The organism is Demequina muriae, from assembly GCF_030418295.1.
Lineage (GTDB): Bacteria > Actinomycetota > Actinomycetes > Actinomycetales > Demequinaceae > Demequina > Demequina muriae.
Window position 1 is genome coordinate 1,680,456 of record NZ_JAUHQA010000001.1, and the last position, 19,365, is coordinate 1,699,820.

At 67.0% G+C, this 19,365-nt stretch carries 35 protein-coding genes; all 35 read left to right on the plus strand.

Annotated elements, in window-relative coordinates; translation table 11 throughout:
• Positions 1 to 52: 52 nt before the first annotated feature.
• A complete protein-coding gene (gene rpsJ / locus QQX02_RS07860; protein ID WP_042213186.1) occupies positions 53 to 361 on the plus strand; it encodes a 30S ribosomal protein S10 in 309 nt (102 codons plus the stop codon).
• A gap of 23 nt (positions 362 to 384) precedes the next feature.
• Complete coding sequence (gene rplC / locus QQX02_RS07865) at positions 385 to 1,047, plus strand: 50S ribosomal protein L3 (RefSeq protein ID WP_301142299.1); 663 nt, start codon at positions 385 to 387, stop codon at positions 1,045 to 1,047.
• Positions 1,048 to 1,051: 4 nt separating this feature from the next.
• Complete coding sequence (gene rplD, locus QQX02_RS07870) at positions 1,052 to 1,729, plus strand: 50S ribosomal protein L4 (RefSeq protein ID WP_301142300.1); 678 nt, start codon at positions 1,052 to 1,054, stop codon at positions 1,727 to 1,729.
• An 11-nt stretch (positions 1,730 to 1,740) separates the two neighbouring features.
• Positions 1,741 to 2,046 carry a 50S ribosomal protein L23 gene (gene rplW, locus QQX02_RS07875; RefSeq protein ID WP_062131487.1) on the plus strand — a complete coding sequence of 102 codons (306 nt, stop codon included), beginning with the start codon at positions 1,741 to 1,743 and terminating at the stop codon, positions 2,044 to 2,046.
• A gap of 19 nt (positions 2,047 to 2,065) precedes the next feature.
• Positions 2,066 to 2,905 carry a 50S ribosomal protein L2 gene (gene rplB, locus QQX02_RS07880; protein WP_301142302.1) on the plus strand — a complete coding sequence of 280 codons (840 nt, stop codon included), beginning with the start codon at positions 2,066 to 2,068 and terminating at the stop codon, positions 2,903 to 2,905.
• A 12-nt stretch (positions 2,906 to 2,917) separates the two neighbouring features.
• Positions 2,918 to 3,196, plus strand: a complete 279-nt coding sequence (gene rpsS, locus QQX02_RS07885) for a 30S ribosomal protein S19 (RefSeq protein WP_062131494.1) — start codon at positions 2,918 to 2,920, stop codon at positions 3,194 to 3,196.
• Positions 3,197 to 3,229: 33 nt separating this feature from the next.
• The gene (gene rplV / locus QQX02_RS07890) at positions 3,230 to 3,604 is read left to right on the plus strand and encodes a 50S ribosomal protein L22 (protein ID WP_062131497.1); all 375 of its coding nucleotides are present in this window, start codon (positions 3,230 to 3,232) and stop codon (positions 3,602 to 3,604) included.
• The gene (rpsC, locus tag QQX02_RS07895; protein WP_062131499.1) at positions 3,604 to 4,413 is read left to right on the plus strand and encodes a 30S ribosomal protein S3; all 810 of its coding nucleotides are present in this window, start codon (positions 3,604 to 3,606) and stop codon (positions 4,411 to 4,413) included. The genes rplV and rpsC overlap by 1 nt, the downstream gene beginning before the upstream one ends.
• Positions 4,414 to 4,416: 3 nt before the next feature.
• Complete coding sequence (rplP, locus tag QQX02_RS07900) at positions 4,417 to 4,836, plus strand: 50S ribosomal protein L16 (protein WP_301142303.1); 420 nt, start codon at positions 4,417 to 4,419, stop codon at positions 4,834 to 4,836.
• Positions 4,836 to 5,078: a 50S ribosomal protein L29 gene (gene rpmC, locus QQX02_RS07905; RefSeq protein WP_301142304.1), complete on the plus strand. Its 243-nt coding sequence runs from the start codon at positions 4,836 to 4,838 to the stop codon at positions 5,076 to 5,078. The genes rplP and rpmC overlap by 1 nt, the downstream gene beginning before the upstream one ends.
• 12 nt (positions 5,079 to 5,090) lie before the next feature.
• Complete coding sequence (gene rpsQ, locus QQX02_RS07910; protein ID WP_062131509.1) at positions 5,091 to 5,378, plus strand: 30S ribosomal protein S17; 288 nt, start codon at positions 5,091 to 5,093, stop codon at positions 5,376 to 5,378.
• Positions 5,379 to 5,439: 61 nt separating this feature from the next.
• Entirely contained in the window at positions 5,440 to 5,811 is a 372-nt protein-coding gene (gene rplN, locus QQX02_RS07915; RefSeq protein ID WP_062131512.1) for a 50S ribosomal protein L14, read from the plus strand.
• The gene (gene rplX / locus QQX02_RS07920; protein WP_301142305.1) at positions 5,811 to 6,152 is read left to right on the plus strand and encodes a 50S ribosomal protein L24; all 342 of its coding nucleotides are present in this window, start codon (positions 5,811 to 5,813) and stop codon (positions 6,150 to 6,152) included. The genes rplN and rplX overlap by 1 nt, the downstream gene beginning before the upstream one ends.
• Positions 6,149 to 6,709, plus strand: coding sequence for a 50S ribosomal protein L5 (rplE, locus tag QQX02_RS07925; RefSeq protein ID WP_062131519.1), 561 nt, complete (start codon positions 6,149 to 6,151; stop codon positions 6,707 to 6,709). Before rplX ends, rplE begins: the two co-directional genes overlap by 4 nt.
• A 3-nt stretch (positions 6,710 to 6,712) precedes the next feature.
• Entirely contained in the window at positions 6,713 to 6,898 is a 186-nt protein-coding gene (locus QQX02_RS07930) for a type Z 30S ribosomal protein S14 (RefSeq protein ID WP_062069937.1), read from the plus strand.
• Positions 6,899 to 6,958: 60 nt separating this feature from the next.
• Entirely contained in the window at positions 6,959 to 7,357 is a 399-nt protein-coding gene (rpsH, locus tag QQX02_RS07935) for a 30S ribosomal protein S8 (protein ID WP_062131522.1), read from the plus strand.
• Between the two features lie 15 nt (positions 7,358 to 7,372).
• The gene (gene rplF, locus QQX02_RS07940) at positions 7,373 to 7,909 is read left to right on the plus strand and encodes a 50S ribosomal protein L6 (protein WP_301142308.1); all 537 of its coding nucleotides are present in this window, start codon (positions 7,373 to 7,375) and stop codon (positions 7,907 to 7,909) included.
• 3 nt (positions 7,910 to 7,912) lie between these two features.
• On the plus strand, positions 7,913 to 8,284 hold the full coding sequence (rplR, locus tag QQX02_RS07945) for a 50S ribosomal protein L18 (protein WP_062131528.1): 372 nt from the start codon (positions 7,913 to 7,915) through the stop codon (positions 8,282 to 8,284).
• A gap of 25 nt (positions 8,285 to 8,309) precedes the next feature.
• Positions 8,310 to 8,870, plus strand: coding sequence for a 30S ribosomal protein S5 (rpsE, locus tag QQX02_RS07950; RefSeq protein WP_062131531.1), 561 nt, complete (start codon positions 8,310 to 8,312; stop codon positions 8,868 to 8,870).
• A complete protein-coding gene (gene rpmD / locus QQX02_RS07955; protein ID WP_301142309.1) occupies positions 8,870 to 9,052 on the plus strand; it encodes a 50S ribosomal protein L30 in 183 nt (60 codons plus the stop codon). Before rpsE ends, rpmD begins: the two co-directional genes overlap by 1 nt.
• Positions 9,052 to 9,843 (plus strand): 50S ribosomal protein L15, encoded by a 792-nt coding sequence (rplO, locus tag QQX02_RS07960; protein ID WP_301142310.1) that lies wholly within the window; start codon positions 9,052 to 9,054, stop codon positions 9,841 to 9,843. The genes rpmD and rplO overlap by 1 nt, the downstream gene beginning before the upstream one ends.
• 99 nt (positions 9,844 to 9,942) lie before the next feature.
• On the plus strand, positions 9,943 to 11,241 hold the full coding sequence (secY, locus tag QQX02_RS07965) for a preprotein translocase subunit SecY (RefSeq protein ID WP_301142312.1): 1,299 nt from the start codon (positions 9,943 to 9,945) through the stop codon (positions 11,239 to 11,241).
• On the plus strand, positions 11,241 to 11,807 hold the full coding sequence (locus tag QQX02_RS07970) for an adenylate kinase (RefSeq protein ID WP_301142313.1): 567 nt from the start codon (positions 11,241 to 11,243) through the stop codon (positions 11,805 to 11,807). The genes secY and QQX02_RS07970 overlap by 1 nt, the downstream gene beginning before the upstream one ends.
• Positions 11,808 to 11,810: 3 nt before the next feature.
• Positions 11,811 to 12,623 (plus strand): type I methionyl aminopeptidase, encoded by an 813-nt coding sequence (gene map, locus QQX02_RS07975; protein WP_301142315.1) that lies wholly within the window; start codon positions 11,811 to 11,813, stop codon positions 12,621 to 12,623.
• Between the two features lie 140 nt (positions 12,624 to 12,763).
• Positions 12,764 to 13,351 carry a hypothetical protein gene (locus QQX02_RS07980; RefSeq protein WP_301142316.1) on the plus strand — a complete coding sequence of 196 codons (588 nt, stop codon included), beginning with the start codon at positions 12,764 to 12,766 and terminating at the stop codon, positions 13,349 to 13,351.
• A gap of 129 nt (positions 13,352 to 13,480) precedes the next feature.
• Positions 13,481 to 14,149, plus strand: a complete 669-nt coding sequence (locus tag QQX02_RS07985) for a hypothetical protein (protein WP_301142317.1) — start codon at positions 13,481 to 13,483, stop codon at positions 14,147 to 14,149.
• 150 nt (positions 14,150 to 14,299) lie between these two features.
• Positions 14,300 to 14,608 (plus strand): hypothetical protein, encoded by a 309-nt coding sequence (locus QQX02_RS07990; RefSeq protein ID WP_301142318.1) that lies wholly within the window; start codon positions 14,300 to 14,302, stop codon positions 14,606 to 14,608.
• Positions 14,609 to 14,735: 127 nt separating this feature from the next.
• Positions 14,736 to 14,957, plus strand: a complete 222-nt coding sequence (infA, locus tag QQX02_RS07995) for a translation initiation factor IF-1 (protein WP_061963594.1) — start codon at positions 14,736 to 14,738, stop codon at positions 14,955 to 14,957.
• A 53-nt stretch (positions 14,958 to 15,010) separates the two neighbouring features.
• The gene (gene rpmJ, locus QQX02_RS08000) at positions 15,011 to 15,124 is read left to right on the plus strand and encodes a 50S ribosomal protein L36 (RefSeq protein WP_026917227.1); all 114 of its coding nucleotides are present in this window, start codon (positions 15,011 to 15,013) and stop codon (positions 15,122 to 15,124) included.
• Between the two features lie 126 nt (positions 15,125 to 15,250).
• Positions 15,251 to 15,619: a 30S ribosomal protein S13 gene (rpsM, locus tag QQX02_RS08005; RefSeq protein WP_062131553.1), complete on the plus strand. Its 369-nt coding sequence runs from the start codon at positions 15,251 to 15,253 to the stop codon at positions 15,617 to 15,619.
• Between the two features lie 3 nt (positions 15,620 to 15,622).
• A complete protein-coding gene (gene rpsK / locus QQX02_RS08010; RefSeq protein ID WP_061963598.1) occupies positions 15,623 to 16,012 on the plus strand; it encodes a 30S ribosomal protein S11 in 390 nt (129 codons plus the stop codon).
• 157 nt (positions 16,013 to 16,169) lie between these two features.
• A complete protein-coding gene (locus tag QQX02_RS08015) occupies positions 16,170 to 17,159 on the plus strand; it encodes a DNA-directed RNA polymerase subunit alpha (RefSeq protein ID WP_062131556.1) in 990 nt (329 codons plus the stop codon).
• Positions 17,160 to 17,177: 18 nt separating this feature from the next.
• The gene (gene rplQ, locus QQX02_RS08020) at positions 17,178 to 17,753 is read left to right on the plus strand and encodes a 50S ribosomal protein L17 (protein ID WP_301142319.1); all 576 of its coding nucleotides are present in this window, start codon (positions 17,178 to 17,180) and stop codon (positions 17,751 to 17,753) included.
• A 57-nt stretch (positions 17,754 to 17,810) separates the two neighbouring features.
• A complete protein-coding gene (truA, locus tag QQX02_RS08025; protein WP_301142320.1) occupies positions 17,811 to 18,692 on the plus strand; it encodes a tRNA pseudouridine(38-40) synthase TruA in 882 nt (293 codons plus the stop codon).
• Between the two features lie 209 nt (positions 18,693 to 18,901).
• Positions 18,902 to 19,345: a 50S ribosomal protein L13 gene (gene rplM / locus QQX02_RS08030; protein ID WP_062131574.1), complete on the plus strand. Its 444-nt coding sequence runs from the start codon at positions 18,902 to 18,904 to the stop codon at positions 19,343 to 19,345.
• The last annotated feature ends 20 nt before the right edge of the window (positions 19,346 to 19,365 follow it).

Consider the following 19,365-nt stretch of genomic DNA (forward strand, 5'->3'; position numbering starts at 1 on the left):
GGGTCGGGGGTGGGAGACCACAGACGTACGAGAGAAAAGGCAGAACCACGCGATGGCGGGACAGAAGATCCGCATTCGGCTGAAGAGCTATGACCACGAGGTCATCGACTCCTCGGCCCGAAAGATCGTCGAGACGGTCACGCGCGCCGGCGCGTCGGTGGTCGGCCCCGTGCCGCTTCCGACGGAGAAGAACGTGTTCTGCGTGATTCGTTCGCCGCACAAGTACAAGGACTCCCGCGAGCACTTCGAGATGCGCACCCACAAGCGCCTCATCGACATCGTGGACCCGACGCCGAAGGCCGTCGACTCGCTCATGCGACTCGACCTGCCTGCGGACGTCAACATCGAGATCAAGCTCTAAGCAACGTTAAGGACATAAGCACCATGACCACGACTTCCAATGCCCAGCGCACTACGCGTGCGCTGCTTGGTACGAAGCTGGGCATGACGCAGGTGTGGGATGACGAGGGCCGTGTTGTGCCCGTGACCGTCGTCCAGGTCGACACCAACGTCGTGACCCAGGTGCGCAACGTCGAGCGGGATGGCTACGAAGCCGTCCAGCTGGCGTTCGGCACCGTTGACCCCCGCCGCGTCACCGCACCCCTCAAGGGCCACTTCGAGGCTGCCGGCGTCACGCCGCGTCGCCACGTGGCCGAGGTGCGCACCGCGGACGCCGCCGACTTCTCGCTGGGCCAGGAGCTCACTGCTGAGGTGTTCGAAGCGGGCCAGAAGGTCGACGTGACCGGCACCACCAAGGGCAAGGGCACCGCCGGTGTGATGAAGCGTCACGGCTTCCACGGCGTCGGCGCATCCCACGGTGCTCACCGCAACCACCGCAAGGCCGGATCGATCGGTGGCGCATCGACGCCGTCGCGCGTCTTCCGCGGCATCAAGATGGCCGGCCGCATGGGTAACGACCGCAAGACGGTCCAGAACCTGACTGTCCACTCCATCGACGCCGACAAGGGCCTGCTGCTCCTCAAGGGCGCGGTTCCCGGCACCAAGGGCGGCGTCGTGCTGATCCGCTCCGCAGCGAAGGGTGCGTGACCCCATGGCTGAGACCCAGACCGTCGACGTCACCGACGCCGCAGGCAAGAAGACCGGCACTGCCGATCTGCCCGCCGAGGTGTTCAACGTCGTCACCAACATCCCGCTGATCCACCAGGTCGTCGTGGCGCAGCGCGCCGCCGCTCGTCAGGGCACGCACTCGACCAAGACCCGAGGCGAAGTCTCGGGTGGTGGTCGCAAGCCTTACAAGCAGAAGGGCACCGGCCGCGCCCGTCAGGGCTCGATCCGCGCTCCCCAGTTCGCTGGTGGTGGCATCGTGCACGGCCCGCAGCCGCGTGACTACTCGCAGCGCACCCCCAAGAAGATGAAGGCTGCTGCTCTGCGCGGCGCCCTGTCCGACCGGGCTCGCGCTGGCCGCGTGCACGTGCTGGACGGCTTCGTGTCCGGGGACGCCCCGTCCACCAAGACCGCTCTCGCGGCGATCTCCCTCGCGACCTCGGGTCGCAGCGCGCTCGTCGTGCTGGAGCGCGCCGACGAGGTGTCGTGGAAGTCGCTGCGGAACGCGGCAGGCATTCACGTGCTCGCCGTCGACCAGCTCAACACCTACGACGTGCTCGTGAGCGACGACCTCGTCTTCACGTCGGGCTCCCTCGAGGCCTTCCTCGCGGGCCCGGCCCAGGGCAAGTCGGCGACTGCTGTCGCCACCGAGTCCGAGGCGTAAGGAGAACTCACGTGACCACTCTCAACAAGAACCCCCGTGACATCCTCATCCGACCCATCGTGTCGGAGAAGAGCTACTCGCTCATGGATCACGGCAAGTACACGTTCGAGGTCGACCCTCGCGCCAACAAGACCGAGATCAAGATCGCGGTCGAGCAGATCTTCGGCGTGAAGGTCGTGTCCGTGAACACCATCAACCGCAAGGGCAAGACGCGTCGCACCCGCTTCGGCATGGGCAAGCGCAAGGACGTCAAGCGCGCGATTGTCACCGTGGGCGAGGGCGACGCACTCGACGTCTTCTCCGGCCACGTGGGCTAGGCAAGGAACAGGAAACGACATGGCTATTCGTAAGTACAAGCCGACAACGCCGGGCCGTCGTGGCTCGTCCGTTGCCGACTTCGCCGAGGTCACCCGTTCGCAGCCGGAGAAGTCGCTGACGCGTCCGCTGCACAAGAAGGGTGGCCGGAACAACACCGGTCGCATCACCACCCGTCACCAGGGTGGTGGCCACAAGCGCGCCTACCGCGTGATCGACTTCCGTCGTCACGACAAGGACGGCGTTCCCGCGACGGTCGCTCACATCGAGTACGACCCCAACCGCACGGCACGCATCGCGCTGCTGCACTACGCGGATGGCGAGAAGCGCTACATCATCGCGCCGGACCGCCTCTCGCAGGGTGCGGCCGTCGAGGCCGGTGCCGACGCGGACATCAAGCCCGGCAACAACCTGCCTCTGCGCAACATCCCGGTCGGTACGGTCGTTCACGCGATCGAGCTGAAGCCGGGCGGCGGCGCCAAGATCGCTCGCTCTGCGGGCGCGTCGGTGCAGCTGGTTGCCAAGGAGGGCCGCTTCGCGCAGCTGCGCATGCCCTCCGGCGAGATCCGCAACGTCGACGCGCGCTGCCGCGCGACCGTCGGCGAGGTGGGCAACGCCGAGCAGTCCAACATCAACTGGGGCAAGGCAGGCCGCAACCGTTGGAAGGGCAAGCGCCCGACCGTCCGCGGTGTCGTCATGAACCCGGTCGACCACCCGCATGGTGGCGGTGAGGGCAAGACCTCGGGTGGACGTCACCCGGTCTCGCCGTGGGGCAAGCCCGAGGGGCGCACGCGCACCCCGGGCAAGGAGTCCGACAAGCTCATCGTCCGCCGCCGTCGTACTGGCAAGAACAAGCGTTAAGGAGCCTGACTTATGCCACGCAGTCTGAAGAAGGGCCCCTTCGTCGACGACCACCTGCAGAAGAAGGTGGACGCCCAGAACGAGGCGGGAACGAAGAACGTCATCAAGACCTGGTCGCGCCGCAGCGTGATCACCCCGGATTTCCTGGGACACACCTTTGCCGTGCACGACGGGCGCAAGCACGTTCCCGTCTTCGTGACTGAGGCGATGGTCGGGCACAAGCTCGGCGAGTTCGCTCCCACGCGCACGTTCAGGGGCCACGTGAAGGACGACCGCAAGGGCCGCCGCTAACGCGGCGCCCGAGCGTAGGTAAGAGGAGTAGAGATGGAAGCCAAGGCGCAGACGCGATACGTTCGCGTGACCGCCCAGAAGGCTCGCCGTGTCGTGGACCTGGTGCGTGGCAAGAACGCCGTTGAGGCGATCTCCACGCTCAAGTTCCAGCCGCAGGCTGTCGCCGAGGACGTGCGCAAGCTCGTCGCCTCGGCCGTGGCCAACGCACGCGTCAAGGCAGAGGCTGCTGGTGAGCGTTTCGACGAGTCTGAGCTCGTGATCACCGCGATCACGGTCGACGAGGGCCCGACGATGAAGCGCATCCGCCCGCGTGCCCAGGGGCGTGCGAACCGCATTCTCAAGCGCACGAGCCACATGTCCGTGACCGTGGCCACCCCTGAGGGTGCCGTGAAGGAAGGGGCCAAGTAATGGGTCAGAAGATCAATCCGCACGGCTACCGCCTGGGAATCACCACCGACCACCGCTCGCGCTGGTTCGCCGACTCGAGCAAGGTCGGCGAGCGCTACCGCGACTACGTGGACGAGGACGTCAAGATCCGCAAGCTCATGTCCAAGGGACTCGAGCGCGCGGGCGTGTCCAAGGTCGAGATCGAGCGCACCCGAGAGCGCGTGCGTGTGGACCTCCACACCGCCCGTCCCGGCATCGTGATCGGCCGTCGCGGCGCGGAGGCAGACAAGCTTCGCGGCAACCTCGAGAAGCTGACGGGCAAGCAGGTCCAGCTCAACATCCTCGAGGTGAAGAACGCCGAGATGGACGCTCAGCTGGTGGCCCAGGGCATCGCCGAGCAGCTCACCTCTCGAGTCGCGTTCCGCCGTGCCATGCGCAAGGGCATCCAGTCGTCGCTGCGTGCCGGCGCCAAGGGCATCCGTGTCCAGTGCTCCGGTCGCCTCGGCGGCGCGGAGATGTCGCGTTCCGAGTTCTACCGCGAGGGCCGTGTGCCGCTGCACACGCTGCGCGCGAACATCGACTATGGCTTCTTCGAGGCCCGCACCACGTTCGGCCAGATCGGCGTGAAGGTGTGGATCTACAAGGGCGACATGACGGAGAAGGAGTGGGCCGCCGAGCAGGCGAAGGCTCCTCGTCCGCAGCGCGGCCGTGGCCGCGATGCGCGCGGTCCCCGTCGTGACGGTCCCCCCCGTCAGTCCGCCGACGCCCCCAAGGCTGACGCGCCTGCCGCTGCTGAGGCCCCCAAGGCCGATGCAGGGAAGGAAGGCTAAGACATGCTGATTCCCCGTCGTGTCAAGCACCGCAAGCAGCACCACCCGGGTCGCTCGGGCGCTGCCAAGGGCGGCACCGAGGTCTCGTTCGGCGACTACGGCATTCAGGCTCTCGAGCCCGCCTACGTCACGAACCGTCAGATCGAGGCCGCTCGTATCGCGATGACCCGTCACATCAAGCGTGGTGGAAAGGTGTGGATCAACATCTACCCCGACCGCCCGCTGACGAAGAAGCCTGCCGAGGTCCGCATGGGCTCCGGTAAGGGTTCGCCCGAGTGGTGGGTCGCCAACGTCAAGCCCGGACGCGTGCTGTTCGAGCTTGCCGGCGTCGACGAGAGCCTCGCCCGCGAGGCGCTGCGTCGTGCCCAGCACAAGCTGCCCATGAAGACCCGCTTCGTAACCCGTGAGGGTGGTGACATCTGATGGCTATCGGTACCAAGTCCCTCATGCCGACCGAACTGGACGCCATGGAGAACGAGAGCCTCGCCGAGGAGCTCAAGAAGGCCAAGGAAGAGCTGTTCAACCTGCGCTTCCAGTCGGCGACGGGCCAGCTCGAGAACCATGGTCGCCTCAAGGCGGTCAAGCGAGACATCGCCCGCATCTACACGATCCTGCGCGAGCGCGAGCTCGGCATCCGGACGGCGCCGTCGGCGTCGGCCGAGTAAGGAATGACGACTATGTCGACCAACAAGAACGCGACGGCCACGGCCGAGCACCGCGCGTATCGCAAGACGCGCCGCGGCTACGTCGTCAGCGACAAGATGGACAAGACGATCACCGTGTCGGTGGAGGACCGCGTCAAGCACCCCCTCTACGGCAAGGTTCTGCGCCGCAACAGCACCATCAAGGCGCACGACGAGCTCAACACCGCCGGCATCGGCGACCTCGTGGTCGTCATGGAGACCAGGCCGCTGTCCGCTTCCAAGCGGTGGCGTCTGGTCGAGATTGTCGAGAAGGCCAAGTAACTAACGTTCGACCAGGCTCGCCCGGCAAAGCCCGGCGAGAACCAGACGACAGGAGAGACACATGATTCAGCAGGAGTCGCGGCTCAGAGTCGCCGACAACACGGGCGCCAAGGAGATCCTTGTCATCCGCGTGCTCGGGGGCTCCAAGCGCCGCTACGCCGGCATCGGCGACACGATTGTCGCCACTGTCAAGGACGCGATCCCGGGTGGCAACGTGAAGAAGGGCGAGGTCGTCAAGGCTGTCGTCGTGCGCACCGCCAAGGAGCGCCGACGCGTCGACGGCTCGTACATCAAGTTCGACGAGAACGCGGCCGTGATCCTGAAGGGCGAGACCGCGGAACCGCGCGGCACGCGCATCTTCGGGCCCGTGGGCCGCGAGCTGCGCGACAAGAAGTTCATGAAGATCATCTCGCTCGCACCGGAGGTCATCTGATGGCGAAGATCAAGAAGGGCGACCTCGTGGTCGTCATCGCCGGGCGCGACCGCGGCCAGCAGGGCCGCGTGCTCGAGGTGAACACCGAGAATGATCGGATCATCGTCGAGGGCGTCCAGCGTGTCACCAAGCACATCAAGCCGGGAACCCGTCGGGACAATCAGTCCGGCGGCATCGTGACCACCGAGGCGTCGCTGCACATCTCGAACGTCATGCTCGTGGACCCGGAGACCAAGAAGGGCACCCGTGTGGGGTACCGCACGGAGGAGGTCGAGCGTGACGGCCGCACTCGCATCAAGCGTGTGCGCGTCGCCAAGCGCTCGGGTAAGGACGTCGAATGAGCACCGCAACGGCTCAGCCGCGGCTCAAGCAGAAGTACCGCAGCGAGATCATCGCCAAGCTCCAGGAGGAGTTCGGCCACGAGAACGTCAACCAGGTCGCCGGCCTCACCAAGGTCGTCGTGAACATGGGTGTCGGAGACGCGGCTAAGGACTCCAAGCTCATGGAGGGCGCGATCGCGGACCTGACGGCCATCACCGGGCAGAAGCCCCAGGTCACGAAGGCCCGCAAGTCGATCGCGCAGTTCAAGCTTCGTGAGGGCCAGCCCATCGGCGCCCACGTGACGCTGCGTGGCGACCGCATGTGGGAGTTCCTGGACCGTCTGCTGTCGCTTGCGCTCCCGCGCATCCGCGACTTCCGCGGCCTCAGCCCCCAGCAGTTCGACGGGAACGGCAACTACACGTTCGGACTGAACGAGCAGTCGATGTTCCACGAGATCGACCAGGACCGGATCGACCGGGTGCGGGGCATGGACATCACCATCGTCACGACCGCGTCTGCCGACGACGAGGGCCGCTCGCTGCTCAAGCAGCTGGGCTTCCCTTTCAAGGAGAAGTAAGACATGGCCAAGACTGCGCTGAAGAACAAGGCCGCCGGCAAGCAGAAGTTTGCCGTCCGCGCCTACACCCGGTGCCAGAAGTGCGGACGTCCGCACTCGGTGTACCGCAAGTTCGGCCTCTGCCGCGTGTGCTTCCGGGAGATGGCTCACGCAGGTGAGCTTCCCGGCATCACCAAGAGCAGCTGGTAAATCCACGACGCCGCAGGTCCCCCCACGGGGGAAACCACGGCGAGGAAGAGTTCGATACTCATGACGATGACTGATCCCATCGCAGACATGCTCACGCGTCTGCGCAATGCGAATTCGGCGTACCACGAGACCGTGGCGATGCCGCACTCCAAGCTCAAGGCGAACATCGCCACGATCTTGGAGTCCGAGGGGTACATCTCCGGCTCGGAGACGACCGATGCCGAGGTGGGCAAGACCCTCACCCTGACCCTCAAGTACGGCCCGCACCGTGAGCGTTCGCTCGCCGGTGTGCGTCGTGTGTCCAAGCCCGGCCTCCGCGTCTACGCGAAGTCGACCAACCTGCCGAAGGTTCTCGGCGGCCTGGGCGTGGCCATTCTGTCCACCTCCTCGGGTCTGCTGACCGACCGCGAGGCCGAAAAGAAGGGCGTCGGCGGCGAGGTCGTCGCGTTCGTCTGGTAAGGAAGGAGCGAGACAATGTCACGTATCGGCAAGTACCCCGTTCCGGTTCCTTCCGGAGTGGACATCACCATCGACGGCGCACTCGTCACGGTCAAGGGCCCCAAGGGCACCTTGTCCCACAGTGTCGCCCAGCCCATCACCGTGCAGCAGGGTGATGAGGGTATTGAGGTGAAGCGCCCGAACGACGAGCGCATCTCCAAGTCCCTCCACGGGCTCACGCGCACGCTCATCGCCAACATGGTCGAGGGCGTCACCAACGGTTACGAGAAGAAGCTCGAGATCGTCGGCACGGGTTACCGCGTCGCGCTCAAGGGCACCGACCTCGAGTTCGCGCTCGGCTTCTCCCACCCGGTCGTCATCGCACCGCCGGAGGGCATCTCGTTCTCCGTCGAGGGTCCGACGAAGTTCGCAGTCGCGGGCATCGACAAGCAGCAGGTCGGCGAGATCGCTGCGAACATCCGCAAGGTTCGTCCGCCGGAGCCCTACAAGGGCAAGGGCGTTCGTTACGCGGGCGAGCAGGTGCGCCGCAAGGCAGGAAAGACGGGTAAGTAAGCCATGGCTATCTCAATCAGAGGCAAGGGGAAGACGGTCCAGCGCAAGCGCCGTCACTTCCGCCTGCGCAAGAAGATCTCGGGCACGACCGCGCGTCCGCGCCTTGTCGTGACCCGTTCCTCCCGCCACATGGTCGCCCAGATCGTCGACGACACGGTGGGCAAGACGCTCGCCTCCGCGTCGACCCTCGAGGCCGACCTGCGTGCGATGGACGGCGACAAGACCGCGAAAGCAACCAAGATCGGCGAGCTCGTAGCCGAGCGCGCGAAGGCTGTCGGAGTGGACACTGTCGTGTTCGACCGCGGTGGCAACAGGTACCACGGTCGCGTGGCTGCGGTCGCCCAGGGCGCTCGAGAGGGTGGCCTGGCCCTGTAGGCCGGGACACAGATAAGGAATTCGTATGGCTGACAACAACCGCCGCGACAATCGCCGCGGCAACGAGCCTGACAACAAGTTCATCGAGCGCGTGGTGACCATCAACCGCGTGTCCAAGGTCGTCAAGGGCGGCCGTCGCTTCGGCTTCACGGCGCTCGTCGTCGTGGGCGATGGCGAGGGCAACGTGGGCGTGGGCTACGGCAAGGCCAAGGAGGTCCCCGCAGCGATCTCCAAGGGTGTCGAGGAGGCGAAGCGCAACTTCTTCCGCGTCCCCCGCATCCAGGGCACCATCCCGCACGTCGTGCAGGGTGAGGCCGCCGCGGGCGTCGTGTTCCTCCGTCCGGCCGCGCCGGGTACCGGTGTGATCGCGGGTGGACCCGTGCGCGCCGTGCTCGAGTGCGCCGGCGTTCACGACATCCTGTCGAAGTCGCTCGGCTCCTCCAACGCGATCAACATCGTGCACGCCACGGTGGCCGCGCTCAAGGCGCTCGAGCTGCCCGAGGCTGTGGCCGCTCGTCGCGGCAAGTCCGTGGAGGACGTGGCCCCGGCCGCGATGCTCCGCGCACAGGCTGCGGGGGTGAAGTGATGGCCCGCCTGAAGGTGCAGCAGATCAAGTCGACGATCGGCACGAAGCCTCAGCACCGCGAGACCATTCGCTCGCTGGGCCTCAAGCGCATCGGCGACATCGTCGTGAAGGAGGACCGTCCCGAGATTCGCGGGATGGTCAAGGCGGTCGACCACCTGGTCGCCGTCGAGGAGGTGGAGTGATGGCTGACGAGAAGAAGGCCGCGGCCGAGAAGGCCGACAAGCCCGCGAAGAAGCCGGCAGCCAAGAAGGCAACCGCTGCAGCGTCGTCCTCGACGACCGCTGCGAAGAAGCCGGCTGCCAAGAAGGCTCCTGCGAAGAAGGCCGACGCTGACAAGGCTCCTGCGAAGAAGCCTGCCGCGAAGAAGACCGCTGCGAAGTCGGAGTCGGCTGCGGCTGACTCAGCGAGCGCATCGGCCGCGAAGAAGGCTCCGGCAGCGAAGTCGTCGTCCTCGACGACCGCTGCGAAGAAGCCGGCTGCCAAGAAGGCTGCGGCGGCCGAGGACCAGGAGACTGGACCGAAGGTCAGCACCCTGAAGATGCACCACCTGCGTCCCGCGGACGGCGCTCACCAGCGCAAGATCCGCGTAGGTCGTGGTGAAGGTGGCCGCAAGGGCAAGACCGCAGGTCGAGGCACCAAGGGAACGGGCGCGCGCTACCAGGTGCCCGAGCGCTTCGAGGGCGGCCAGACGCCGATCCACATGCGCATCCCCAAGCTGCCCGGCTTCAAGAACCCGTTCCGCACCGAGTACCAGGTCGTGAACGTGTCCCAGATCGCGGAGCTGTTCCCGAAGGGCGGGAAGGTCACCAAGGTCGACCTCGTCGACAAGGGTGCGGTCCGCAAGAACCAGCTCGTCAAGGTGCTGGGCGACGGCGACATCTCCGTCAAGGTCGAGATCGTGGACGCGGACAAGGTTTCGCAGTCCGCGAAGACCAAGATCGAGGCGGCCGGCGGTTCGGTCAACGAAGGCTAGAGTCGTGGGCGGGCCGCACGTCACGTGCGGCCCGCTCCGACTATCTGCCGCCGTATCCGTTTGCTGCCGACTCGGCGGCACACAAGTGGAGGAACATCAATGCTGAGTGGCTTCCTGAGCGCGTTTCGTACGCCTGATCTGCGGAAGAAGCTGCTCTTCACGCTGGGCATCCTCGCGATCTACCGGTTGGGCGTTGCGATCCCGACCCCCGGCATCGACTACGCCAACGTGCAGTTGTGTGCCGGTCAGACCACCACCAACTCCGCGTTCGAGGTGCTGAACCTCTTCTCCGGTGGTGCGCTCCTTCAACTCTCCGTCTTCGCGCTGGGCATCATGCCGTACATCACGGCATCGATCATGGTCCAGCTGCTGCGCGTGCTGATTCCGCGCTTCGAGGCCCTCAACAAGGAGGGCCAGGAGGGGCAGGCCAAGCTCACCCAGTACACGCGGTACATCACCGTGGGCTTCGCGCTCCTGCAGTCCGCCTCGTACATCACGATGGCGCGCAACGACATCTTCTTCCCGGGCTGCGCCGTGCCGATCATCCCGGACGACTCCTGGTACACGATCGCCATCATGGTGCTCACCATGACCACCGGCACCGTGCTGATCATGTGGCTCGGCGAGCGCATCACCGAGCGCGGCGTGGGCAACGGCATGTCGCTGCTGATCTTCACCTCGATCGCCGCGTCGTTCCCCGGCGTCGGCTCCGCCATCTGGAACTCGTCGAACGGCCTGCAGAACTCGATCATCGTCGGCATCGTGGTCATGGTCGTGATCGCCGCCGTCGTCTTCGTCGAGCAGTCGCAGCGTCGCATCCCCGTCCAGTACGCCAAGCGCATGGTGGGTCGCCGCATGCTCGGCGGATCGTCGACGTACATCCCGATCAAGATCAACATGGCGGGCATCATCCCCGTGATCTTCGCGTCGTCGCTGCTGATGCTGCCGCAGGTGATCAGCCAGTTCGCAGGCAACGATCCGAACGACGTGATCATCTGGCTGCGCGACAACGTGGCCGATCCGGCGGCGCCCCTGAACATCGCGCTGTACATCGTGCTGATCATCTTCTTCGCGTACTTCTACACCGCGATCACGTTCAACCCGAACGACGTGGCAGACAACATGAAGAAGTACGGCGGGTTCATCCCAGGCATCCGTCCGGGTCAGCCCACGGCCGATTTCCTCTCCTACGTGCTGTCCCGTATCACCGCTGCGGGCTCGCTGTACCTCGCGGCCGTCGCCCTGGTGCCCACGATCACGTTCGTGTTCCTGGGTCTCAGCACGTCGATCCCGTTCGGCGGAGCGTCGATTCTGATCCTCGTGGGCGTGGGTCTCGACACCGTCAAGCGCATCCAGTCTCAGCTGGAGCAGCGCCACTATGAAGGGTTCCTCAAGTAATGCGCACCGTCCTCCTCGGCCCGCCCGGAGCGGGCAAGGGCACCCAGGCCACCCGACTCGCAGAGCGGTGGGGCGTCCCCGCGATCTCGACCGGCGACATCTTCCGTGCGAACGTGCAGGGCAACACCGAGCTGGGCCGGCGCGCCCAGGAGTACATGTCGGCCGGCGCCCTCGTTCCCGACGAGGTCACCAATGCCATGGTGCGCGACCGCCTGGCGCAGGACGACGTCGCCGACGGCTTCCTGCTCGACGGGTACCCCCGCAACCCGGATCAGGCCGTCGAGCTCGACACGATGCTGTCCGACCTCGACGTGAAGCTCGACGTCGCCATCGAGATCACCGTCGACCGCGACGCTGTCACGGAGCGCCTGCTCAAGCGCGCGGAGATCGAGGGGCGCTCGGACGACACCGAGCCCGTGATCCGCAAGCGCCTCGAGGTGTACGCGAAGCAGACCGCTCCGGTCGCCGCGTACTACGACGGCCGCGGCCTGCTGGTGCAGGTCGATGGCATGCGCGAGATCGACGCGGTGACCGAGGCGATCCTCGCGGCCGTCGACGACCGCTGACGCGTGCGCGACCGCATCGAGTACAAGACCCGCGATCAGATGCGGGTCATGGCCCAGGCGGGCGTGATCGTCGAACGCGCTCTGGCGGCCGCGCGATCCGCAGCATCGCCGGGTGTGAAGACTCGCGACATCGAGAGCGCCGCCGCGGCGGTCATCGCCGATGCGGGCGCCACCTCGAACTTCCTCGGGTACCACGGGTTCCCGGCCACCGCCTGCGTCTCCGTCAACGACGAGGTCGTCCACGGCATCCCTGGTGACCGGATCATCATGGACGGCGATGTGGTGTCGGTCGACTGCGGCGCGATCGTCGACGGATGGCACGGCGACTCGGCGCTTACGTTCATCGTCGGTGATCCCCGATCAGATGCGGACGTCCAGCTCGTGGAGCACACGCGCCGATCGCTGTGGGCTGGCATCGCGGCGCTGGCCACGGCGTCACGGCTCGATGAGGTCGCGGCCGCCATCGAGGGCGTCACCGTCGATGCGGGTCTGCATCCGCTGCTCGGCTACGTGGGGCACGGCATCGGCACCGCGATGCACCAGGCTCCCGATGTGATGAACTACCGCACCCGCGGCCGGGCGGCGCGCGTGAAGCCGGGACTGTGCGTGGCGATCGAGCCGATGCTCGTCCAGGGGACGTCGGACTCGACGGTGCTGGAGGACGACTGGACCGTCGTCTCGGCCGATGGCTCCCGCGGTGCGCACTGGGAGCACTCGATCGCCGTGCACGACGGCGGCATCTGGGTGCTCACCGCCAGCGACGGTGGGCGTGCGGGCCTCGCTCCGTTCGGCATTGAGCCGGCGCCGCTCGTCTGACGGACGCCTCACCCGGATGTGACGCAGTCCACCCCACGAAACGCAAGTGTTACTCGGGGGCCGTGCAGGGGCAACATCGCCTGCCTACCGTGGTGGTCAGGACAGGCCGTTCCGGCCCGTCATGGGTGAAGGACGCTGACGTGGCACGTGGATTCAACTACGCACCGGGAGCCTCCGAAGAGGTCGAGCTCGCGGGTGCCCCCAGTCTGCCGCGCGAGCAGGTCGCCGCGCTCTCGCTCAGTCGCAACGCGGTGGTGCGCGAGGTCCTGGCCGCCAGGCGTGATCTCGCGCTCGGCCAGATGGTGTCCTTCGCGCATGATCGCTCGACCGAGGTGCGCACTGCGCTCGCAGCGAACCCGACCGCACCCGGCACCGTCCTGGATCACCTGGCGGGGGACAAGCACGTTCCCGTCCTCGAGGCCCTGCTGGCGAATCCGTCCACGCCGGTCGAGGTCGTGGAGCGGCTCGCCTTCCACCGGAAGTCCGAGGTGCGCCTCGCCGCGGTGCGACGCATCGATGACGCCGATGCAGGAAGCGCGCAGGGCGCGGCGCCGGCCGCGGGCACCCAATTCGCGTCGAGCGCGCCCGAGCTTCAGGACCGCGCGGTCGGGTTCGGATCGGGAGACGTGGTCGACATCGCGACCGGTCTGCCCGTGCGGCCCGGCCTCGCGGTTCCGCCAGCCACGCGCACCGCGCCCGTCCGGGGGTTCCGCCCGCCCTCGGAGTGACCCCGGCTGCGGCGCCGTTCACGCAGAACGGCCTCAACCTTCACCTGACCGCAAGCAGGCAGACAGGTGACGGCCACTGTGACGCCGTAGCGTCGGTCCGACTTGGGGTGATCGGCATAGGGGCGGACAATGAGCCACGGTTCACGCGACGACGGCTCCTGGTCGCGCGCCCTCATGGCAGCCTCCGGGATCGGCGGCGTCCGGGACGCGACGTCCCGGGAGGGCTCGCCCGCCTGGCATGAGGCCTCCGGCGCCGACCTTGCCGGGCCGCGATTCCTCGAGCTGGCCCATCACCGCGATCCCGCAGTCCGCGAGGCTCTGGCACGACGACCGGACTGCCCCATGGGGGTGCTCGCCTCGCTCGCGCACGATGCGCGGCCCGCCGTGAGAGCGGCGGCGGCCTCGAACGGTCGTGCGAGGGCCGCAATCCTTGACAATCTCGCGCGCGATCGCGACCCCGGGGTGCTGAAGGCGGTGGCGCGCAACCCTGCGACCCCGCGGGAGACCCTCCTGAGGCTGTGCGGGCACCGCCGTCAGGAGGTGCGCCGCGTGGCGCTGCGCGCGTTGACCGACCCCGAGAGACCCCCGGTGTCGGAGGGCGTCGCCACCGGTGACGTCCCGCTTGAGCTGCGAGACGGAGCGGAACCTCGCCCTCCGAGCGCTCGCCCGGGGCTCAGCCGACACCGCGCACCGACGTTCTACGCGCCCAAGCCGGTCGTGCAGTCGTCGCCCCCTGCCACATCCCCCGACAGGGGCGTGGACGGTCCGGCGGCGCCCCATCCACCCGCGGTCCAGTAGCGGCGCGCAAGGGCCGGTGCGCGTCCACTTTGTCGTGTTCTTCACATGACATCGCGGCGGCGGCAGGTGCGCCCTAAGATGTCCACAGCCCTCCGTAGCGGTAGGGCTCGCCGGGCCGGGCCCGGCGATCGCGACGGAAAAGGAGCGGGTGTGAGCATCTCGTCTACGCGCGGAGCCTCAGAGGACGTCGTCAAGGCGCTCGATCCCGAGGTCACCGGCCCCGATCTGCTGCGCCTCGCCGTCCACCGCGAGCCGACGGTGCGTGCCGCAGTCGCGACGCGCGGCGACTGCCCGGTCGGCGCCCTCATCTCGCTGGGCCACGATCACTCGATCGAGGTTCTCGAGGCCCTGATCGGCAACCCCAAGACGCCGTCCTCGGTGATCCGCAACCTCGCAGACCACCGCAACCCGCAGATCTCCGGATCCGCGGTCCAGCGGCTTCGCAACAGCTTCCGCTGAGCCCTCCCGCGCGCGCGGCCATGGCGGCCCCGCAGGCGCGGTTGAGAAGCGCTCAGAACTCCCGTATAGTGGTGCGTCGGGCGTTTTCGCGCGCCCGGATAACCGTCAACCAATGTGAGTGGAGTCCATGGCCAAGAAAGACGGCGTCATCGAGGTCGAGGGCTCGGTCGTGGAGGCACTTCCCAATGCCTCCTTCCGAGTGGAGCTGACCAATGGTCATCTCGTCCTCGCACACATCTCAGGCAAGATGCGACAGCACTACATCCGGATCCTCCCCGAGGACCGCGTAGTCGTCGAGTTGAGCCCTTACGACCTGTCCCGCGGCCGTATCGTCTACCGCTACAAGTAAGTCGTCGCCGGCGCGCACCTGCGTCATCAGCGCCGACGGCGAAGGAAAGAAAAATGAAGGTTAAGCCCAGCGTCAAGCCGATCTGCGAGAAGTGCAAGGTCATCCGCCGTAACGGCCGAGTCATGGTCATCTGCGAGAACCTGCGCCACAAGCAGCGTCAGGGTTAGACACACCCGCAAGACACGTTCAGGCAACCGAGAGGTAGCCCACGGCTCGGAGGCCGTGGCCCGCACCATCACCCGCGGGAAGCTTGAGCGTCAGACCTCCGACTACTGAGGAGTAGCAACAGACATATGGCACGCATCGTTGGTGTCGATCTCCCGCGCGACAAGCGCATGGAGATCGCGCTCACCTATATCTACGGAATCGGCCGCACTCGTGCGGCGCAGATTCTCGCCGCCACCGGCATCAGCGCGGACCTGCGCGTCAAGGACGCGTCGGACACCGAGCTGGTCGCGATCCGCGACTTCATCGAGGCCAACTTCCAGGTGGAGGGCGACCTGCGCCGCGAGGTGCAGGGCGACATCCGCCGCAAGGTCGAAATCGGCAACTACCAGGGACTGCGCCACCGTCGTGGCATGCCCGTCCGTGGTCAGCGCACGAAGACCAATGCCCGCACGCGCAAGGGCCCCAAGAAGACCGTCGCCGGAAAGAAGAAGTAAGCCATGGCAGCACCTACCCGCAAGCCGCGCAAGAAGATCAAGAAGACCGTCGCGCACGGCCAGGCGCACATCAAGTCCACCTTCAACAACACGATCATCTCGATCACGGACCCCTCGGGTGCCGTGGTGTCGTGGTCGTCGTCTGGTCAGGTGGGCTTCAAGGGCTCTCGCAAGTCGACTCCCTACGCCGCGCAGATGGCCGCCGAGGCAGCCGCACGCCGCGCGCAGGACGCCGGCATGAGCAAGGTCGACGTGTTCGTCAAGGGACCGGGCTCGGGTCGCGACACCGCGATTCGTTCGCTCACCGCAGCTGGCCTCGAGGTGACGTCCATCAAGGACGTGACCCCGCAGGCGCACAACGGCTGCCGCCCGCCCAAGCGTCGCCGCAACTAGCGAACGTTGGCGTCATCCTGACGCCCCACGTCCTCCCCGGCGCTCGCTTTGGCGCCGGGGGCAGGACGGTCAACTGAAGAACCGTGACCCCGGCGGGACCGAACTCCGCCGGATCTTGCGAGCATCAAATAGCGGGTGCTCGGAAAGGAAATGAACAGTGCTCATTGCACAGCGTCCCACCCTGACCGAGAAGGTCATCTCGGACAACCGTTCGCAGTTCTCCCTCAAGCCGCTCGAGCCTGGCTTCGGCTACACGCTCGGCAACTCGCTCCGCCGCACCCTGCTGTCGTCGATCCCTGGCGCGGCCATCACGTCGGTGCGCTTCGAGGGCGTCCTCCACGAGTTCACGACCATCGAGGGCGTGAAGGAGGACGTGACCGAGATCATGCTGAACCTCAAGAACCTGGTCGTCTCCTCCGAGCACGACGAGCCCGTCGTGATGTACCTCCGCAAGTCCGGCGCTGGCGCCGTGACCGCGGCGGACATCGCACCGCCGGCAGGTGTGGAGGTCCACAACCCGGACCTGCACATCGCGACGCTGAACTCGAAGGCGAAGTTCGAGGTCGAGCTCACGGTGGAGCGCGGTCGCGGCTACGTTCCCTCGTCGATGAACAAGAGCTATGACGCCGAGATCGGCCAGATCCCGGTCGACTCGATCTACTCGCCAGTGCTCAAGGTCACCTACAAGGTCGAGGCCACTCGTGTGGCCCAGCGCACCGACTTCGACGAGCTGATCATCGACGTCGAGACCAAGTCGTCGATCTCTGCTCGTGACGCGCTCGCGTCGGCAGGGTCGACCCTGGTCGAGCTGTTCTCGCTCGCGAAGGGCCTCAACGAGGCCGCCGAGGGCATCGAGATCGGCCCGTCGGACACCGACGAGTCGCTCGAGGAGGACTACAACCAGCCCATCGAGGAGCTGAACCTCACGCAGCGGTCGTACAACTGCCTCAAGCGCGAGGGCATCCACACCGTGGGCGAGCTCACCGCCCGCTCGGAAGCGGACCTGATGGACATCCGCAACTTCGGGCAGAAGTCGATCACCGAGGTCAAGGAGAAGCTCGCCGAGCTGGGCTTCTCCCTCAAGGACGGCGGCACCGAGTACGACGGCTCCTCAGCGGGCGTGTACTTCTCGGGCAGCGAAGAGTAACAAGGAGAACCACGCATCATGCCTACCCCCACTAAGGGAGCGCGCCTCGGCGGCGGTCCTGCCCACGAGCGCCACATCCTGGCGAACCTGGCGCAGAGCCTCTTCGAGCACGGCCGCATCACGACCACCGCCACCAAGGCCAAGCGCCTGCGCCCGTACGCCGAGCGTCTCGTCACCTTCGCGAAGCGTGGCGACCTCGCCTCGCGCCGCAAGGTGCTCGGGCTGCTCTCGGACAAGAGCGTGGTCCACACGCTCTTCACCGAGATCGGCCCCGGCTTCGCCGAGCGCGACGGCGGCTACACCCGCATCACGAAGGTCGGCACCCGCAAGGGTGACAACGCGCCCATGGCTGTCATCGAGCTCGTCGAGTTCGGTGCACCTGCCAAGAAGGCCGTGAAGAAGGAAGCCGAGAAGGCGACCAAGAAGGCCGCTCCTCAGGCGAAGTCCGGCAAGGCCGCCAAGGCCGACGCCGCTTCGACGGACGCCCCCGCGTCCGAGCCCGAGGTCAAGCCCGAGGAGGTCGAGGCAGAGAACGCCGAGGCCCCCGCCGAGGGCGCTGACGATTCTTCTGCCACCAAGGCCGACGACAAGTAGCACCGCCGATGCGCGGGCGAGAGCTCGCGTGAACGCGCACGTACGAGGCGGGCTCTCATGACCAGGCTGGATTCCAGTGAGGTCGTGAGGGTCCGCCTCGACCTGTCTTACGACGGCACCGACTTCTTGGGCTGGGCCGTCCAGCCGGGACTGCGCACGATCCAAGGAGACCTGGAGAGCGCGCTGGCGCGCATCGTCCGAGACGACGATGGCGGCTCCGTCGCCGTGCGGACCACGGTCGCCGGACGCACCGACGCCGGGGTCCACGCGCGCGGTCAGGTCGCCCACGTCGACGTTCCCGTCGCGTCATGGGCGAGGATGGCGGGGCATTCGCGCCGCACCCTGGAGCAGGGCATGCGTCACCGGCTCGATGGCGTCACCGCGGACGACATCACGGTCCGTCGGGCCACCGTGGTGCCGGCGAGCTTCGACGCTCGCTTCTCCGCGATGGAGCGGCGGTACGCCTACCGCGTGTGCGACGAGGTCTCGCTCCGCGACCCGCTGACGCGCAGGCACGTCCTGTGGCACGACCGCGCTCTCGACGTCGACGCGCTCAACGAGGCCGCTGCGACGCTGGTGGGATTGCGGGACTTCGCCCCGTTCTGCCGCCCCCGTCACGGCGCGACGACGGTCCGGGACCTCACCGAGCTGTCCTGGGAACGCATCCCCACCGGACCCGACGCGGGACTGGTGGTGGCCACCGTGCGGGCCGATGCGTTCTGTCACTCGATGGTGCGCTCCCTGGTGGGAGCGCTGTTGGACGTGGGGGAGGGGCACCGCGACCTCTCATGGCTGGCACGAGTGGCGGCGACAGGCGGGCGGTCCGGGGCGGTCGCCGTGGCGCCGGCGCACGGCCTCACTCTCGAGGAGGTCACCTACCCGCCGGACGAGCAGCTGGCCGCTCGGGCGCTCGCCACGCGCGCCCGGCGCAACCCTTGATCGGGCGACGACGAGGCCCGGATCCCCGGGTCGCATCGGCCGCCCTGGGCGCCCGGAATTGACCATGTCGCACGCGTCCCGGTAGACTTGCCTGTCGTTGTGCGTTCCACGTGGAATGGTGTTTCCCACTCGCCTCCGCCGGACCCGCCGACCGAACCCTTGCGGTGCTCACAGCTCCGCCCATCGTTCACGAGTTAGAAGGCTTCACAGTGCGTACGTATTCTCCCAAGCCGGGTGACGTGACCAACGACTGGTACGTCATCGATGCTGCTGACGTGGTTCTCGGTCGTCTGGCCTCTCAGGCCGCTTCGCTGATCCGCGGCAAGCACAAGGCGACCTTTGCCCCCCACGTCGACGGCGGCGACTTCGTCATCGTCATCAACGCCGAGAAGGTGTCCCTGTCGGGGACCAAGGCGACCGACAAGATGGTCTACCGTCACTCGGGCTTCCCGGGCGGCCTCTCGGCCGTGCCGATCGGCGAGCTCCTCGAGAAGAACCCTCAGCGGGTCATCGAGAACGCGGTGCGAGGCATGCTGCCCCACACCAAGCTCGGCCGTGCCCAGCTGTCCAAGCTCAAGGTCTATGCAGGCCCCGAGCACCCCCACGCCGCGCAGCAGCCGCAGGCGTTCGAGATCTCGCAGGTGGCGCAGTAGCGCCCCGCATCAAGGACTGA